Annotated in this window: 12 protein-coding genes; 7 read left to right on the forward strand and 5 right to left on the reverse strand. The window is 64.4% G+C overall.

The genetic code is table 11. The features are described 5' to 3' along the window. Position 1 precedes the first annotated feature (1 nt). From ACWGKN_RS03835 to ACWGKN_RS03850, 4 genes are all read left to right on the forward strand, one after another. Complete coding sequence (locus ACWGKN_RS03835; protein ID WP_035228555.1) at positions 2-1,354, forward strand: Ni/Fe hydrogenase subunit alpha; 1,353 nt, start codon at positions 2-4, stop codon at positions 1,352-1,354. 295 nt (positions 1,355-1,649) lie between these two features. Then, complete coding sequence (locus ACWGKN_RS03840; RefSeq protein ID WP_035228552.1) at positions 1,650-1,895, forward strand: hypothetical protein; 246 nt, start codon at positions 1,650-1,652, stop codon at positions 1,893-1,895. 137 nt (positions 1,896-2,032) lie between these two features. Further along, positions 2,033-3,124: a hydrogenase formation protein HypD gene (gene hypD, locus ACWGKN_RS03845; protein WP_052159843.1), complete on the forward strand. Its 1,092-nt coding sequence runs from the start codon at positions 2,033-2,035 to the stop codon at positions 3,122-3,124. 40 nt (positions 3,125-3,164) lie between these two features. Continuing rightward, positions 3,165-3,410 carry a hydrogenase maturation nickel metallochaperone HypA gene (locus tag ACWGKN_RS03850; RefSeq protein ID WP_035228550.1) on the forward strand — a complete coding sequence of 82 codons (246 nt, stop codon included), beginning with the start codon at positions 3,165-3,167 and terminating at the stop codon, positions 3,408-3,410. Positions 3,411-3,449: 39 nt separating this feature from the next. Here the strand turns inward: ACWGKN_RS03850 and aroC are convergent, their stop codons facing one another. The 4 genes from aroC to ACWGKN_RS03870 all read right to left on the reverse strand — a co-directional run bounded on the left by aroC (position 3,450) and on the right by ACWGKN_RS03870 (position 8,290). Then, positions 3,450-4,559 (reverse strand): chorismate synthase, encoded by a 1,110-nt coding sequence (gene aroC, locus ACWGKN_RS03855; RefSeq protein ID WP_035228549.1) that lies wholly within the window; start codon positions 4,557-4,559, stop codon positions 3,450-3,452. Positions 4,560-4,670: 111 nt separating this feature from the next. Continuing rightward, a complete protein-coding gene (locus tag ACWGKN_RS03860) occupies positions 4,671-5,180 on the reverse strand; it encodes a tetratricopeptide repeat protein (protein WP_035228548.1) in 510 nt (169 codons plus the stop codon). Between the two features lie 19 nt (positions 5,181-5,199). Continuing rightward, on the reverse strand, positions 5,200-7,500 hold the full coding sequence (gene mrcB / locus ACWGKN_RS03865; protein WP_035228545.1) for a penicillin-binding protein 1B: 2,301 nt from the start codon (positions 7,498-7,500) through the stop codon (positions 5,200-5,202). 163 nt (positions 7,501-7,663) lie between these two features. After that, on the reverse strand, positions 7,664-8,290 hold the full coding sequence (locus ACWGKN_RS03870) for a LuxR C-terminal-related transcriptional regulator (protein WP_424253932.1): 627 nt from the start codon (positions 8,288-8,290) through the stop codon (positions 7,664-7,666). 105 nt (positions 8,291-8,395) lie between these two features. Between ACWGKN_RS03870 and ACWGKN_RS03875 the strand changes: the two genes are divergently transcribed. Then, positions 8,396-8,602, forward strand: a complete 207-nt coding sequence (locus ACWGKN_RS03875) for a hypothetical protein (protein ID WP_035228541.1) — start codon at positions 8,396-8,398, stop codon at positions 8,600-8,602. A gap of 342 nt (positions 8,603-8,944) precedes the next feature. Here the strand turns inward: ACWGKN_RS03875 and ACWGKN_RS03880 are convergent, their stop codons facing one another. Then, the gene (locus ACWGKN_RS03880; RefSeq protein WP_424253930.1) at positions 8,945-9,163 is read right to left on the reverse strand and encodes a hypothetical protein; all 219 of its coding nucleotides are present in this window, start codon (positions 9,161-9,163) and stop codon (positions 8,945-8,947) included. A 25-nt stretch (positions 9,164-9,188) separates the two neighbouring features. On the opposite strand from ACWGKN_RS03880, the gene ACWGKN_RS03885 reads away from it, so the two are divergent. Next, on the forward strand, positions 9,189-10,841 hold the full coding sequence (locus ACWGKN_RS03885) for a glutamate synthase-related protein (protein WP_035228539.1): 1,653 nt from the start codon (positions 9,189-9,191) through the stop codon (positions 10,839-10,841). A gap of 355 nt (positions 10,842-11,196) precedes the next feature. Continuing rightward, positions 11,197-17,130 carry an alpha-2-macroglobulin gene (locus ACWGKN_RS03890; protein WP_452094712.1) on the forward strand — a complete coding sequence of 1,978 codons (5,934 nt, stop codon included), beginning with the start codon at positions 11,197-11,199 and terminating at the stop codon, positions 17,128-17,130. Positions 17,131-17,134 lie beyond the last annotated feature (4 nt).

Here is a 17,134-nt window from a genome sequence, read left to right on the forward strand (position 1 = left end):
TATGGGAACTGTACTCAACATAGCACCAGTTTCCCGCATAGAAGGACACGCCAAGATTGCCATCCATCTCGACGATGCCGGCAACGTGGAAGATGCATTTCTGCACATCCAGTCCCTGCGCGGGTTTGAAAAATTCATCGAGGGCCGGCCGGCGGAAGAGGTCCCCCGCATCGTCAACCGGATCTGCGGCATCTGTCCGTGGATGCACCATCTCGCCTCCAACAAGGCGGTCGACGGCGCCTTCGGCGTCACCCCGACCCCGACCGGCCACAAGCTGCGGGAGATGTGCCAGGTCATGGCCCACATCAACGACAAGATCCTGCACTTCTTCTTCCTCGCCGCCCCGGACTTCGTCCTCGGCCCGGACGCCGACTATGCCGTCCGCAACGTCATCGGCGTGGTCAAGGCGGCGCCGGAACTGGCGACCAAGGTCGTCAAGATGCGACAGCTCGGCCAGATGATGCTCGACAAGTTTGCCGGCAAGGCGATCCACCCGATCGCCGGCGTCGTCGGCGGCTTCGCCAAGCCGATGGTCGAGGCGGAACGACAGGAACTGCTCGAAGGGACCCGGACCCTGCTCGATTTCGCCTGCTATGCCCTCGACTTCGCCAAGACCAACGTCTTCGCCAAGTACATGGACACGATCGGCACCCTCGGGGTGATCAAGACCGGGTTCCTCGGCACCGTCGACCGGGCCGACGGCTCGTTCCGGATCTATGACGGCAAGCAGCGGCTGATGAAGGCCGACGGCAGCTACGTCGACTTCGAGGGGGTCGATTACGCCGATTACCTCGGCGAACACGTCGAGCCCTGGGCCTATGCCAAGATGCCGTACGCCAAATCCTGGGGTGAAGGGTTCGACCTGAACTACGAGAATCCCAAGGGCATCTATCGGGCCAACACCCTGGCGCGGATCAACGTCTGCGAACAGATGAGCACCCCGAAGGCCCAGGCCGCCCTGGAGGAGTTCCGCGCCGCCTTCGGTCGCCCGGCCCAGGCCACCCTGCTGTATCACTATGCCCGTCTGATCGAGCTGGTCTATGCCTGCGAGCGGACCATCGAGCTGCTTCAATGGGAAGGGATCACCGATCCCAATGTCAGGGCCAAGGTCGAGCCGAAGGCCGGGCGCGGCGTCGGCATCGTCGAGGCCCCGCGCGGCACCCTGATCCATGACTACACCACCGATGACAACGGCTGCATCAAGAGCGCCAACCTGATCGTCGGCACCACCCACAACATCGCCCCGATGAACATGAGCGTCAAACAGGCGGCGACCTCCCTGATCAAGGGGGGCGTCTACAACCAGGGCCTGCTCAATCAGGTCGAGATGGCGGTGCGCGCCTACGACCCCTGAATGTCCTGCGCTACGCACCGCCTGGATGGCGGTGTACCTGTGGCAGTGAGCATCATCGATTCGAAGGGAGAGGAGATCGACAGGATCGTCAGTTAAAAGATGAAGGCCCGATCCCGGCTGCCGGTATCGAAACCGACGGCCGGGGGGTGGGCTGAAGGGAAGGGGCCGGAGTTTTTTCGGCCACGACTTTCACGACACCTTCGATGATGGTTTGTATATTCTGTACAGAAAGTTTATAGTGTATACCCATCAGGCATCTCTCGGGGATATATTGATATAGCGCGAGGAGACTGAAATGACGGAACAAACAGAGAAAAGATATCAGGTTCGAGCCGAGAACCCAAGCGGCGTGTGCGGGTATATCGGTCATATGACCATCGATGAACTGAAGGCGCGGGCGGTCGGCGATGAATTCGACGCCACCTGCCCGGCCTGCGGCAAGTTTCATCTGACCAAGGAAGAGATCGACAGGCTGAACAGTGAGAAAATCACCGACAGCAAGAGCTATGCGGTAATGAAGGAGCAGGCTGAAGAGTCCTGATTCCACGTTGACCGATACCGGCCTTTCACTGCATTGGGAGTTGAAGGAATGGGCCGAAGGTGTTAGACATGGATGGGACCACTTGTGGTCCCGTCTTTTTTTATCAGTCTCTGACAGCCCGGAACAGGAATGTGATCATGCCGTCATCCCAGGAACTCTTACTGGAACTGCAGCACATCGTCGACAGACCGATCAGGGTAATGGTGGTCTGCGGTACCCAAAATCGCGCAATCCTGCGCTATGACCTGAGGGAGCGGCTGCCGCACGACCTCGAACTCGTCGCCGGGCCCGGTTGCACCGTCTGCGTCATGCCCTCCGGGCATATCGATGCCTTCGTCAAGATCGCCAAGCAACCGGATGTCATTACGACGACCTGTGAAGACCTGCTGCAGGTCAGAGGGACCCGGGAATCGCTGGCCTCGATCCGGGACAAGGGTGCTCTGGTCGAGGTCATCTCGACCCCGGGGGAGAGCCTGGCGATCGCCGAGGCCAACCCGGACAAGATCATCGTCTATCCGGCGGTCGGTTTCGAGGCGACGGCGCCGGGCATTGCCGAGGTCATCCTCGATGCCGCCTCCCGCGGGATCGACAACTTCTGCGTCATCCCCTCCATCCGCCTGCTGCCGCCGACCCTGGATTCATTGCTGGCCGACCCCCACCTCAACATCGACGGCCTGCTCTGTTCCGACCACATCAACTCCCTCTCCGATACCGAGGCCTACACCACCCTGGCCCAGAAACACCGTCTGGCCTGCTGCATCGCCGGGTTCGAGCAGGAGGACATCCTGCGCTGCCTGCTCAACATGGTCAAACAGATCAAGAGGGGGATAACCCAGGTCGACAACCTCTCGGCCGTGGTCTATTCTTCCGAGGAATACCGCAAGGCCAAGAAGATGGTCGCCGAGGTGTTTTTCGCCGTCGACACCATCTGGCGAGGGCTCGGGATCATCGAGGAGAGCGGGTTCGTGATTCGTGACGAGCTGTCGCTCTATGACGCCACCAAGCGCTTCAACGTCCGCCTGCCGGACGAGGAAATCCACTGCCAGTGTATCTGCGGCATGATCATGTCCGGTCTTGGCCTGCCGCCTGACTGTCCCGACTTCGGCAAGGCCTGCACCATCGAGCATCCGATCGGTCCGTGTATGCTGTCGGTCGAAGGCATCTGCGCCTCGTATTACAACTACACCCTGGAACACGGCCGACCTGCGGCGCAACTGCTGCACGGCTGAAGCCGGATCGATCTTCCCTCCGACGTCACGGAGAATACGCGTGCACGAGTTTTCGCTGGCCCAGGGCCTGCATCGGCAATTGCTCGACCTCGCCAGGAAACACCAGGCGGACAAGGTCACCCGGGCTGAGATCCTTATCGGCAGCAATGCCGGTGTTGTCGAGGAATCCTTCCTCTTCGGGGTCGACATCCTGAGCCGTCAGGACCCGAGGACGGAGGGAATGGAAGTGACCATCATCCGGGATGACGGTCAGGACCTGATGCTGATGAAGGTCGATCTGGCCTAGAGTGCTTCCCCCCGTTCCCGGCGACACCCGTCCCCCGATTCATACTCCCTGTTCCCCGCTCCATTGCCAGGTCTTGCGGTATTCCTGCCGCAGGGCCATATCGATCATCACCAGGGCCGCCATTGCCTCGACGATCGGCACCGCCCGCGGCACGACGCAGGGGTCATGTCGCCCCTCGGCGGCCAGGATCACGGGATTGCCGGCAAAGTCGACCGTTTGCTGCGGCAGGGCGATGGTCGCCGGGGGTTTGAAGGCCACCCGGAACAGGATCGGCTCGCCATTGGAGATCCCTCCCTGGATGCCGCCGGAGGTATTGGTGACGGTGCCGAGGCGGCCGCCCTTGTTGACGAACGGGTCGTTATGCTGGGAACCGCGCATCCTGGCGGCGGCGAAGCCGGCGCCGATTTCAAACCCCTTGGTGGCCGGAATGGCCAGCATCGCCTGGGCCAGCCTGGCCTCGAGCTTGTCGTAGGTCGGTTCGCCAAGCCCCGGCGGGACGTTGCGAATGACGCAGGACACGATGCCGCCGACGGAGTCGCCGGCCTGCTTCAGGTCGGCAACCAGGCGGCGCATCCGCTCGGCGGCGCCGGGGTCGGGGCAGCGGATGGGGCTGCGGTCGACCTCTGCCTCCGTCAGCGCCGCGGGATCGACGCCTGAGGCATCGATGGTGCCGACGCTGCTGACCCAGGCGACGATATCGAGACCCAGCTTCTGCCGCAGCAGTATGCGGGCCACGGCGCCGGCGGCGACCGAGCCGATGGTCTCGCGGGCGCTGGAGCGACCGCCGCCGGAGGAGGCCCTGACACCGTACTTCATCTGGTAGGTAAAATCGGCGTGCGACGGCCTGGGGATGTCCGCCATGGCGCCGTAATCGCCGGGGCGCTGGTCGCGGTTGGCGACCTCGAGCAGGATCGGGGTGCCGAGGGTCCGGCCGTTTTCGGTACCGGAGATGATCGTCACCCGGTCGGCTTCGGCCCGGTCGGTGGTCAGGCTGCTCTGGCCGGGGCGCCGGCGGTCAAGCTGGGGCTGGATATCCTCCTCGCCGAGCGGCAGGCCTGCAGGGCAGCCGTCAATGACCACTCCGACGCCCTTGCAGTGGGATTCGCCGAAGGTGCTGATACGAAAGAGGGTGCCGAAACTGCTGGACATGGTTGGTCCTCCCGTGGTGGTGGCGGCAGCGGCCGATTGCGGACCGTCCTTCCGCCACCAGACCTGCTGCAGGTGCGGAATCCGGTTCGTCGAGCGCTGCCCGGTGGGGCGCTACTGCCGGCCGCCGGCCTTGGCCGCGGCGGCATCAAGGTATTCCCGGTTGCGGCGGGCCAGTTCCCGGTCGCCGCGGATCCGGCTTTCGGCCTTGCGGAAAAACTGCATCGCCTGGGGATAGGCGCCTTGGTCGAACTTGGCCCGACCGAGCAGATGCCAGTAGCGGGCGTTGCCTGGATCGATCCGCAACGCCCGTTCGACGAGGATCTCGGCCCGTCCTGGGTTGCCCGAGCGCAGTGCCGACTCGGCCTCGAGGTAGAGCGAGCCTGCCGGCCCGGTCGGCCGGGCCACTTCGCCCGGACTCGGCTCGACCGGCGCCGGCACCTCCGCCGGCGCCGGTGCGGTCGGCGGCGGGATCTCAGTCGGCTGCGGCCGGCTCGGGCGCGAGGGGGCCGGGACGGTCACGGCACAGCCGTGGAGGATGACCGTCAGCAGCAACAGCAGGAGGAACGGGACCAGCGGCAGTAGCCGGTTGGCGGAGGGGCGGCGGATGGTGGTTGCGGTCATAGGCGCTCCGAGAGGATGGCTATTCGAACCAGCTGCGGACCGAGTTCATCAGGCCCCTGGTCTTCTGTTCGATCGCCTCCATCCCGGGCAGGGCGGGGGCATCTTCGGGGGCGGTGCCGGCCACGAACGGCAGGGCGACCCCGTCCGGATTGAGGCGGCTCGTCGCCGCGAACGTGCGTTTGTCGATCCATGCCCATTGGATATCGGGCGGTTCAACCAGTTCCAGCGGGCTGGGATGCAGGCCTTTGATGATACTTCCCCAGACGATCAGGGCCCCGGAGGCCCCGGTCACCCCGGCCGGCAGGTTGTCGTCGCGGCCCACCCAGACGACGGCCAGTTTGTCGCCGGTGAAGCCGGCGAACCAGCTGTCGCGCAGGTTGTCGGTGGTGCCGGTCTTGCCGGCGACGGCATGCGCGGCCGGGACGAACCGGGTCAAGGCCCGGCCCGTCCCTTCACTGACGGTATGCTGCAGGGCGGTGTTGAGGAGAAACACCCCGGCAGGGGCAAAACGCTGCTCGACCTCCATCCCGTACCTCTTCAGCAGGGCGTTGTCGGTATCGAGGACGCTGTCGATGCAGCGCAGCGGTTGATGGAAACCGCCGGTGGCGAAGGTCTGGTACATCTGGCCGACCTCGAGCGGCGTCATCTCGGCGGTGCCGAGCAGGAACGAGGGATAGGGGGCGATGTCGCCTTGCATCCCGAGTCTCTTGGCACAGTCGATGACCTTGTCGAGCCCGACCGCCATGCCCAGCCGGACCGTGGCGAGGTTGTAGGAATTGGCGAGGGCCTGATACAACGGCACCTGCCCATGCTCGCGGCGATCGTAGTTCTGCGGTCGCCAGGTCTGTCCGCCGGGCGACGGGATGCTGATGGCGGTGTCCTGCAGCGGGCTGGTCAGGGTGTAGCCCTGTTCCAGGGCCGCCAGATAGACGGCCGGCTTGATCAGCGAGCCGATGGGGCGGCGGGCGTCGATCGCCCGGTTGAAACCCGCCATCCGGACGTTGCGGCTGCCGGCCAGGGCCAGGATCTCGCCGTTTTCCCGGCCGGTGATCACCACCGCCCCCTCCAGGGTGCCGCCCTTCTTTTCAATGGTGCCCAGGGTCCGGTCGAGTTGATTCTCCACCTGCCATTGGGTCTGGGGATCGAGGGTGGTAAGGATCTTCATCCCCCTGCCGTTGAGGTCCTGCTCGCGGTACTCCCGCTGCAGCTCGCGCCGGACCAGGTCGAGGAAGGCATGATAGCGGCTCCCCCCCTTCATGGCCCGGGTGGAATGATCGAGGGGTTCGCCCATCGCCTGTTGATACAGGGGCTCGTCGATGAGGCCCGTATCGCGCATGACGGCGAGGACCACCGCCCGGCGTTGCAGGCTCTCTTCGGGATGGCGGCGGGGATCGTAGGTGCTCGGTCCCTTGATCATGCCGATCAGCAGGGCGATCTGTTCCGGGCTGAGATCGGCCAGATCCCGCCGGAAATAGAAGCGGCTGGCCCGCCCGAAGCCGTGGATCGCCCGCCCGCCGTCCTGGCCGAGAAAGATCTCGTTGGCATAGGCGGTGAGGATCGTGTCCTTGTCGTAGTGCAGTTCGAGGAGCAGGGCGATGATCGCCTCGTTGGCCTTGCGCGCCAGGGTCCGTTCATGGGTGAGAAAGAAATTCCTCGCCAGCTGCTGGGTCAGGGTGCTGCCGCCCTGCACCGTGGACCCGGCCCGGAGGTTGGCGAACAGAGCCCTGAGGATGGACCGCGGGGCGATGCCGCCATGACTGTAGAAATCCCGGTCCTCGACGGCGAGCAAGGTCCTGATCAGCAGCTCCGGCAGCTGGGCCCGGCTGAGCAGCAGCCGGTCCTCATGCTCCAGGGCATGGAAACTGCCGATCCGGGCCGGATCGACGCGGATCAGGGAAATGGGCTCCGCCGTGCCGTGGCGGGTGATCGCGGTGACCCGGTCGCTGGCCAGCGTGAGGGTGAAATGCGCCGATGGTTCGAGGCCCGAGGGATAGGGAAAATCCCGGGTGACGATCTCGAAACCGTCGTCGCGGCGGGCATAGGCCCCCGGTGCCGCCGGCTGGTCCTCCCGGCGGTAGCCGGCCAGTTCGAGTTCGTCCTCGAGCGCCTGCGGCCTGAGTTCCAGGCCGGGGTAGAGTTCGAGAGGCCGGGCAAAGACCTCGGCCGGCAGGGCCCAGATCCGGCCCTCCAGTCGATCCCTGACCATGCGGTCCAGCCGCAGGACCTGGGGGGTCAGCAACAGCGATATCGCGGCGACAATCACGATAATGAGCGAGAGGACAATCCACCTCCGCTTTACTCTTCCGGTCGATGCAGTCATGTAGGTCCAGTATCGGCAATGGGTTGGGTTGGGAGCGGCAAAATCGAAAATCTACCATATCCAGCGGGTTTTAGCCATGGACAGGGAGGGGGACCGGCGTCTTTCCCCCGATCGGGGGATGGGCCTCGGTTCGGCGGGGGCCATGCCGCGGCGCCCGGGCTGCTCAGAGCAGGGCGTTCTGGAAGGCGATCCGGGTCATTTCGACCACGTTGTTGCACTGCAGTTTTCGGAGGAGATGGCGGCGGTGGGTGTCGATCGTCAACCGGCTGATGCAGAGTTTCTGGGCGATCTCTCTGCCGGTGTAGCCATGGGCGAGATAGCGCAGGATCTCGATTTCCCTTGCCGTCAGGTGCTTGTGTTCCGGCAGGGGGGTATGGACCCGGCTGATTACCGTTTCCGCCAGTTCCTTGAACTGAAACTGCTTGATTTTCATCCGCAGGGGCAGATCACCCCCGTTCTGCAGCATGATGGCATTGCCGAGCACCAGCGAGGCCCGCCCCTTGTCGTCCAATTCCAGGATATGCATATTGTTGAGGAGGTTGACATAGGTCCCGTCCTTTCTTCTGTAGCGGCAATTGTACTGGAAGAGGAGCCCTTTCTTGACGTTGTCGTCAATCTGCGCGGCGACAAAGGCGGTCATGTCGGGATAGACTTGCTGCAGGAGGATGTCGATTTCACTCGGATGAACGGAATGGAGAAAAAGGTCGATTCCCCGTTCGAGGACTTCCGCGTTGGTATAGCCGGAAATATGCTCCTGCTGCCTGCCGAGGAAGCGGTATTTCCCCGACATCGAAGATACCGCGGGGGACGGATTGAACGGATGGAGACCGGTTCATCCGGATCGGTGGCATGTAGATTCCGACAGGCCGTGTTCCAATTGCCGGGAGGTGACGCCATGACGCACATCGACAGCATTATCGTACTGTTCTGGTTTGTACCTGTCGCGCTGCAGATCATCCTGCCGCTCGGTATGCTGCTGGGATACGGTCTCAAGCGGATGTTTTCAGCGAAGACCGGCAGTGAACTCGCAACCATGGAGGGCGCAGCGAAGCGGCTCGATCCGCACGGGGGGCGCATGATCTCCCCGAAGCCGACTGTCTAGCCTGCTGCCGGGATCCCGGATTGAGAGAAAAGGAACCACATGATACGCCATATCAACCTCCCGCCCTCTGCCATGCGTTGATCACATGGCGTTTGTCTGTGGCGACAGAGTCCGCAGATATTTCGTCGGCTCACTCCTGAACGGCTCCTCCTTTTGTTTACCTCATCCGTCACCCATTCTGCCGACAATTCCGGCTCCGGGAGAAGGGCGGACTTTCTTCCGGAGTCACCCCCGCTGGTATCATCGTCCGATGGGCAGGGCCCGCACCGGCTTCGGCGGACGCGTTCTCCATTCCTCTCCGGAATTCCCTTAAATGGCTGAGTTACGGTAGTTCATCTGTTTTTAGCCTTTATCCGATGACAATATAAATCGATTGATTTCCATGGTGGAGTCAGCTAATGTTTTTTCCGGCATGACATTATTGTAGTTTTCTATCTTTTTTGTAGAGCATTCTGGTATTCCGTCATGAATATACAGCTCCTGCTGGTAACTGCGTGACGTAAAGTCTCGGGCCAAAGTCGCTGCCGGGGTATCAAGGCAGCGGTACAGACGTAAATCCATTCATTTCAACACAAGGATGACGAGCATGAGATTTTCAAAGAGTAATGACGTACTTGGCACCATGAATCGCGGCGATGCCGCCGAATCGAGCCTGTGCACCCTCTGCCGGGCTGATTGCAAGGGAAAATGTGAGACCTGGCTGTCCAGCATGGTCGGTCGCAAGCTGCTCTACCCGCGCAGTTTCGGCCTGGTGACCGCCGGCGCCAACAATACCACGCATGTCGGCGTTTCCTATAATTCCCTGCGGATCCAGGGGTATGCCTATGGGGCCCAGGGCATGACGGATGGACTTACCAACAGCCAGGATGACTGCATCTTCCCCAACGTCAGCCTGGAAACCGAGTTCGGCAAAAAGGTCAAGACCAAGATCCGCATGCCGCTGATGACCGGTGCCCTGGGTTCGACCTTCATTGCCGAAAAGTACTGGGATTCCTTCGCCATCGGCGGTGCGTTGGTCGGCATTCCGGTGGTCATCGGTGAAAATGTCGTCGGCGTCGACCGCAAGTCGGAGATCAACCCCGGATTGGAGAAGAAGGGCAAGATCAAATCGGCGCCGGAGCTTGACCGCCGGATCGAGACCTATATGCGCTACCATGACGGCTATGGCGCCATCATCGTCCAGCTCAACGTCGAGGACACCCGCAACGGCGTTGCCGAGTACGTGGCCGACAAATACGGCGACAAATGCATTATCGAACTGAAATGGGGCCAGGGTGCCAAGAACATCGGCGGCGAGATCCAGGTGCGGAGCATCGAGTACGCCATGTTCCTCAAGGAGCGCGGCTATGTGGTCGATCCCGATCCCACCATCCCGGAGGTGCAGAAAGGTTTCGAGCAGGGGGCGATCAAGTCCTTTGCCCGGCACAGCCGGCTGGGGGCAACCCAGCTCAATTCGGTCGACAAGGTCAGGGAAGATTTCATGAGCAGCGTCGAGTACCTGCGCCGACTCGGCTTTAATCGGGTGACCCTGAAGACCGGCTCCTACGGCATGGAAGAACTGGCCATGGCCATCAAGTTCTCCACCGATGCCGAGCTCGACCTGCTCACCATCGACGGCTCGGGCGGCGGTACCGGGATGAGCCCCTGGAACATGATGCAGAGCTGGGGCGTGCCGTCGATCATCCTCCATTCCAAGGCCCATGAATACGCCAATATGCTTGCCGCCAAGGGCAGGCAGGTGGTGGATATGTCCTTTGCCGGCGGTTTCGCCCTCGAAGACCATATCTTCAAGGCCCTGGCCCTGGGCGCCCCCTACACCAAGCTGGTCTGCATGGGACGCGGCATCATGATTCCGGGATTTCTGGGGGCCAATATCGAAGGCGCCATCTATCCGGAAAGAAGGGAGCATGTCAACGGCAACTGGAACGAACTGCCCAAGACCGTGCTCGAGCAGGGCAAGACCGCCGATGAAATCTTCGCCGGCTACCACGATGTCGAGAAGATGGTCGGCAAGGACGAGATGAAGAACATCCCCTATGGCGCCATCGGCTTCTACACCCTGGCCGATAAACTGGCCTGCGGGGTACAGCAGCTCATGGCCGGGTGCAGAAAATTCTCCCTGAACCAGGTCACCCGCAACGATATCTTCTCCGGCAACCGGGAAACGGCGCGAGAGACCGGGATCCCCCATGTCTCCGATGTCAATGACGAGTCCGCCCGCAAGATTCTGAACTCCTGAGCATCTCCGGACTGGTTGGTTCTCCGGGTCGAATTCGGTTCACGGCCCGGAGGCCCGCCGGCGATCTTCACCCTGCCGATGCCTGTCGGCAGGGCCGATTTTCCATTCTTGTACCGGCGTGCCGCACTGCGGCTGATCATGGCGGACTTTCGACTTCTTCCTGATCTGGTCGTTGGTATGTCGCCCGTCTCCACCCGCATCTGTCAGGGACAGGAGGGAAGGCATAGCCCGTAAAAGGAGTTGCCGGGACGGTGGTGATACACTACGATAGGTCGGAATACCGGCCATCGCCGCGGGAGGCAATATCCCGGGATATCGCACCCGTACCCTGTCACCTTCTCGTGAGGGTTCCGCCGTGCAGACTCCTACCCGTTCCAGCTCGTTGTCTTCGACTGAACCGTCCGGTCCGATTATCGTCGTCCTGGTGTGGTGCCTCGTCCTCCTCTCCTTGTGTGCCGCCCGGCCGTTCATCGCCGCCGCACGGGGGAAAGGCGACGATATCGAGGTGGTCAGGATCACGCCGGCCGGGGCTGAGGTGCCGCCCGGCGGCCAGGTGGTCATCGAGTTCGATCGTCCGGTCGTCCCCCTGGGGCGGATGGAGCGGGAGGCGGCCGAGATCCCGGTGACCATCGAGCCGCAGCTGGGATGCCAATGGCGCTGGCTCAGCCCTTCGACCCTGGCCTGCCACCTGGCGGAACAGGAGAGGCTCCAGCCCGCCACCCGCTATACAGTGACCGTCAACCCCGGCCCCCTCGCCGAGGACGGCGCCGGCCTGAGCCAGGCGGTGCGGATGCGGTTCACCACCGAATTGCCGCGGGTGACCGAGGCCTGGTTCGGCAAATGGTTGTCGCCGCCGCAGCCCGTCACCATGATCCGTTTCAATCTGCCGATGGACCCGGCCTCGCTCGCCGCCCACCTGTTCTATTCGGTTGCCGGAGGACGCCGCATTGCCGCGGTGGTCGAGGAGGATGCGTACAGCCATGGCCTGTGGCAGGTCCGGCCGCAGACCGATCTGCCCACCGGGATGGCGGTCGAACTGCGCGTCGAACCGGGCCTGCTCTCGACGAAGGGCCGGCTGGCGGGAACGGAGAACCGGGTGATCGACACCCTGTTCGCCATCCCCGAGTTCCGTTTTCTCGGCATCGAGTGTACGGACGCGGGCAATGAGACCGTGGTGGTCGCCCCGGATACCACGCCGGCCGCCCGCCAGCGCTGTCTGCCCTCCGGCGGCATCTCGCTGCTGTTTTCATCCCCGGTCCTGACCGAAGATGTCGCCGCCGGCCTGCAGCTGACGCCTCCCCTGGTCCGCCGGGAGCCCGACGCCGATCCCTGGGACGAAGTCCATTCCTATTACAGGTTGGGCCAGACCCACAGCGAGGGAGAACGGTACCCGCTTTTTCTGCCGGAGTCGATTCTCCGCCCCTTCACCGAATACCGGCTGCAGTTTGCCGCCGCCTCGATCAAGGACCAGTTCGGCCGTCGGCTCGCCGACCCGGTCGATATGGTCTTCGCCACCGATCACCGGGTCCCGGATTTCGCGTTGCTGAAGAATCTGCCGGTCCTGGAGAAGGGGCTCGAAACCGATGCCCATGTCTGGGCGGTCAACCTCGAGGCGATCGATCTCACCTACGAGACGGCGGCAGCGGCCGGCAGGATGGCGGGGGCGCGGCGGGTGGTCAGGCCCGACGGGCCGCAGGACGCCTCGATCCCGGTCCCGCTCGGGGTTCGGGCGATGGTCGGCGCCGACTCCGGCCTGGTCCAGGGCCACTTCACGACCCGGCCGCAGGTCCCCGACAAAGCGGCGGAGGAGGCGTGGTTTTTCGCCCAGGTCACCCCCTTTCAGGTCCACCTCAAGCTCGGCCATCACAACAGTCTGGTCTGGATCACCGATCTGCGGACAGGGGAACCGGTTGCCGGAGTGAGGGTGGAGGCACTGGCCCGCACCTTCAGGGAGCTCAACCGACCGGGCCGGATACTGGCGGCCGCGGAGACGGCGGCGGACGGCGTTGCCGAACTGCCGGGCACCGCCACGCTCGATCCGACCCTCGAGCTGATCTGGGCCGACGGCGAGGACAAACCCGGTCTCTTCCTGCGCTGTGTCAAGGACGGCGACCTGGCGATGCTGCCGGTCCGCTACGAGTACCAGGCCGCCTCGGAGGGGGCCAATCGGGAGTACATCCCCGAATGGCTGCGGCCGCTGCACGGCCATATCCATACCTGGGGGGCGACGGCCCAGGGCATCTACCGGGCCGGCGACACGGTGCAGTTCAAGATCTACGTCCGGGACCAGAACAACCTGCGCTTCACCCGGCCGCCGGGAGTCGCAGGTGATGCCGGTGATCCGGCGATCGGGGCCGGCGTGGCGGCGAAGGGTGCCGCCGCCGTTCCGTCCCGGGAGGCAGAGGGCGGCAAGGCCAAGTCCGGTCCACCGCGGTACCATCTGGCGGTCGAGGACCCATTGGGCAGAATCGTCCACGAGCGGAAAAATATTGTTCTGTCCCCTTTCGGGTCCTTCGATGGCGAGATCAGACTGCCGCGGAACGGCGCGGTCGGCTGGTACCGGTTCCGGCTGACGAGCAGTTTTTCCAAGGAGGAATGGCAGCCGTTGCGGGTCCTGGTCAGTGATTTCACCCCGTCGCCGTTCAAGGTGACCGCCGATCTCAACGGCCAGAGCTTTACCACCGGCGATACGGTGGAGGTGACCAGCGAGGCCCGGCTCCATGCCGGCGGCCCCTACACCGAGGCGGCGACCAAGGTGACGGCCACCCTCGAACCGCGGCCATTCATCCCGGATCGACCCGAGATCTCCGGCTACCAGTTTGACAGTACCGAATACCGGGAAGTCGGCGAGGTCGGCCCCCAGACCCTCTACGAAACCGAGGGGCACCTTGATGACAGGGGGACGATGGTCAGCTCGTTTGCCGTCGTCGAGACGCCGGTCTGGTTCGGGCGGCTGACGGTGGAGAGCACCGTCAGCGATGACCGCGGCAAATCGATTGCCGGCCGGACCTCCGCCCCCTGTTACGGCCGGGACCGGTTTGTCGGGGTGCTGCAGGGCGACTGGACCCTCGAAGAGAACAAAAGCGCCGGTCTGCGGGTGGTGGTGGTCGATCGCGAGGGCAGAATCGTCCCCGATGTCCCGGTCAGCGTGACGACCGAATACAAAAAGACCTGGGCCGCACGGGTCAAGGGGGCCGGCAGCGATTATCTCACCGAGTACCAGCACCGCTGGGAACCCGAACAGCAGCTGCAGGCAACCTCCGGCAGCGGCCCGGTCGAAATGCGGTTCACCCCCGGCCATGCCGGACGGCTGCGCCTGACCGCGACGATCGTCGACGGCCGGGGCCGCCGCCACGCGACGGTCATCGAGCGCTGGGTGACCGGGGCCGGGACGATGGTCTGGGAGTCGACCCCGGGCAATCTCCTCGATGTCTTCCCGGAAAAGAACAATTATCGGATCGGCGACACGGCCCGCTTCCTGGTCCAGAACCCCTTCCCCGGGGCGCAGGCCCTGATCACCGTCGAGCGTTTCGGCGTGATCCACCGCTGGCAGCAGGTCCTGGCCGGCAGTTCCGAGATCATCGAGATTCCGGTGAAGCCGGATTATCTTCCCGGGTTCTACCTGTCGGTCCTGGTGACCTCGCCCCGGGTCGACAGGCCGCCGGGAGCGCAGGGCGAGGATCTTGGCAAACCCACCTGGCGGATGGGCTATGTCAAGGTGCCGGTGCAGGACCCCTACAAGGAGCTGGCGGTCGAGGTTCGGCCGGAGAAGGAGGTGTACCGGCCGGGCGACGAGGTGCGGGTCGACCTCCAGGTCAGTCCGCGCCATGCCGGAACGGAAGGGGCGGCCCCGCCGGTCGAGCTGGCGGTGGCGGTGCTCGACGAGGCGGTCTTCGATCTCCTGCTCGAAGGGGAAAAGGCCTTCGATCCGTACCGGGGATTCTACTCGCTCGACGATCTCGATCTCAGCAACTATAACCTGGTGATGCAGCTGGTCGGACGCGAGAAACTGGCCCTCAAGGGGGCGAGCCCCGGCGGCGGCGGCGGTCCCGACCTCAGCATGCGGTCGCTGTTCAAATTCGTGTCCTACTGGAACCCGTCATTGCGGCCCGATGCGGCAGGGAAGGCGACCATCCGCTTCCGGGTGCCGGACAATCTCACCGGCTGGCGGGTGCTGGCGATGGCGGTGACCCCGGAGGACCGGATGGGACTGGGCCAGGGCGGCTTCAAGGTCAACCAGTCGACGGAGATCCGTCCGGCCCTGCCCAATCAGGTGGTGACGGGCGACCGTTTCGATGCCGTCTTTACCCTGATGAACCGGACCGACACGGCCCGCCGGCTGCAGGTCGTGATCAGGGCAGAGGGGCCGGCACAACCGGCGGCGGCCGGTGCCGGCAGCGGACCGGCGATGCTGGCGAAGACGGTCACCGCCGCCCCGTTCAAACGGGTCGACCTGCGCCTGCCCCTGGTCGCCACCGGCGCGGGGAAGATCGAGTTCACGGTGTCCGCCGGTGATGCCGCCGATACCGACGGCCTCAGGCAGACCCTGCGGGTCCTCGACAAGGAGCTTGTGGTAAATTCGGCCGTCTACGGCATGACCTCGGGAACGGAGGCCATCGTGCCGGTCGCCGTGCCCAAAGACATTCGGGAGGACAGGGGCTCGATCAGCCTGCAGTTATCGCCCACCGTGGTCGGCGGGGTGGACGGGGCCTTCGCCTTTGTCCGCGACTACCCCTATTCCTGTTGGGAGCAGAAGCTGACCAGGGGGGTGATGGCGGCCATGTATCCCCCGCTCAAACCCTTCCTGAAGACCGATTTTTCCTGGCCCGAGAGCGCCGGCGCGGTGGCGGAGACGCTGGCGGCGGCGATCGAGCACCAGGCCCCGAACGGCGGCATGACCTTCTATATCCCGGAGGACCGGCACGTCTCGCCCTACCTGAGCGCCTTCACCCTGCAGGCCTTCAACTGGATGCGGCAGCAGGGCCATCCGCCGCCGGCGCCTGTCGAGGCCAGGCTGCAGGACTATCTGCTCAATCTCCTCCGCCACGATGCGACTCCGGACGACTACAGCCGGGGCATGACGATGACGGTGCGGGCGCTGGCCCTGGCGGCGCTGGCCGAGCGGGGCCGGGTGACGGCCGGGGACGTCCGCCGCTACCAGGCACAGCTCCCGGCGATGAGCCTGTTCGGGCGCTCCTTCTACCTCCGGGCGATGCTTCTTACCGGGATGCCGCTGCCGCAGCAGCATGAGGTCCTGGCCGGAATCCTCAGTCATGCCGGAGAGACGGGGGGAGGCCAGGTCTTCGGCGAGACGCTCGACAGCGGCTATCAAGCGCTGCTTGCCTCCCCGGTCCGCGACAACGCCGCCATTCTGATCAACCTGCTGGCCTGGCTCGTCGCCAATCCGGCCGACGCCGGCATCGGCGAGATGCCGGCACGGATGATGCGCTCGCTCACCCTCAGCCGCCAGGGACGCGATCACTGGGCCGGGACCCAGGAGAACCTGTTCGTCGTCAAGGCCCTGACCGAGTATACCCGGCTCTTCGAACAGCAGCGCCCGGATATGCGGATCCAGGGGACTCTGGATGCCAGGCCCTTCGGCATGGGGCGGTTCACCGCCTTCACCGATCCGCCGCTCGTGCTGCAGCGGCCGCTGACCGCGGGCGATGCCGGCCGCAAGACCCGGCTCGGCCTGGAAAAGGAGGGGGATGGCCGTCTCTACTACGCCGCCCGGCTCGCCTACACCCCGCTCCACCCGCCCATTACCGCGGTCAACGCCGGCATCGAGGTCCATCGGGAGTACAGCGTCGTCCGCGCCGGCCGGCGGCAACTGCTGCAGCCGCCGCTGGCGATGGAGAGCGGCGAGGTGGTGCAGGTCGATCTCTTTGTCCAGCTGTCGGCCGATCGTTGCTTCGTCGTCGTCGACGATCCGGTCCCCGGCGGCCTCGAACCGGTCAACCGGGACCTGGCGACGACGGCCCAGGCGGATGACCCGGGCGGCGAGGAGGAAAAATTTGCCGCCGGATCCCATGGGGAACGATTCACCCCTTGGCGGCAGTACGGCTGGGGGTTTTATCACCGGGAACTGCGGCATGACGCGGTGCGGTTTTACTCGGAGCGGCTGCCGGCGGGCCGCTACCACCTGCGCTACGCGGCCCAGGCCATCACCCCCGGCGATTTCCGGATCGGTCCGGTCCACGCCGAGGAGATGTATGCCCCGGATGTCTTCGGCGACAGTGAGCCGGGGCGGCTGCGGGTCGAGGCGGCGACGGCGGGGCCAGGGAGATAGGGCC

It is taken from the genome of Desulfoprunum sp. (genome assembly GCF_053613775.1).

Excerpts from the sequence above, each read along its gene's own strand:
- ACWGKN_RS03835 (WP_035228555.1), top strand. The coding sequence starts at position 2 with ATGGGAACTGTACTCAACATAGCACCAGTTTCCCGCATAGAAGGACAC.
- ACWGKN_RS03840 (WP_035228552.1), top strand. The coding sequence starts at position 1,650 with ATGACGGAACAAACAGAGAAAAGATATCAGGTTCGAGCCGAGAACCCA.
- hypD (WP_052159843.1), top strand. The coding sequence starts at position 2,033 with ATGCCGTCATCCCAGGAACTCTTACTGGAACTGCAGCACATCGTCGAC.
- aroC (WP_035228549.1), bottom strand. The coding sequence starts at position 4,559 with ATGTCCAGCAGTTTCGGCACCCTCTTTCGTATCAGCACCTTCGGCGAA.
- ACWGKN_RS03860 (WP_035228548.1), bottom strand. The coding sequence starts at position 5,180 with ATGACCGCAACCACCATCCGCCGCCCCTCCGCCAACCGGCTACTGCCG.
- mrcB (WP_035228545.1), bottom strand. The coding sequence starts at position 7,500 with ATGACTGCATCGACCGGAAGAGTAAAGCGGAGGTGGATTGTCCTCTCG.
- ACWGKN_RS03870 (WP_424253932.1), bottom strand. The coding sequence starts at position 8,290 with ATGTCGGGGAAATACCGCTTCCTCGGCAGGCAGCAGGAGCATATTTCC.
- ACWGKN_RS03875 (WP_035228541.1), top strand. The coding sequence starts at position 8,396 with ATGACGCACATCGACAGCATTATCGTACTGTTCTGGTTTGTACCTGTC.
- ACWGKN_RS03880 (WP_424253930.1), bottom strand. The coding sequence starts at position 9,163 with ATGGATTTACGTCTGTACCGCTGCCTTGATACCCCGGCAGCGACTTTG.
- ACWGKN_RS03885 (WP_035228539.1), top strand. The coding sequence starts at position 9,189 with ATGAGATTTTCAAAGAGTAATGACGTACTTGGCACCATGAATCGCGGC.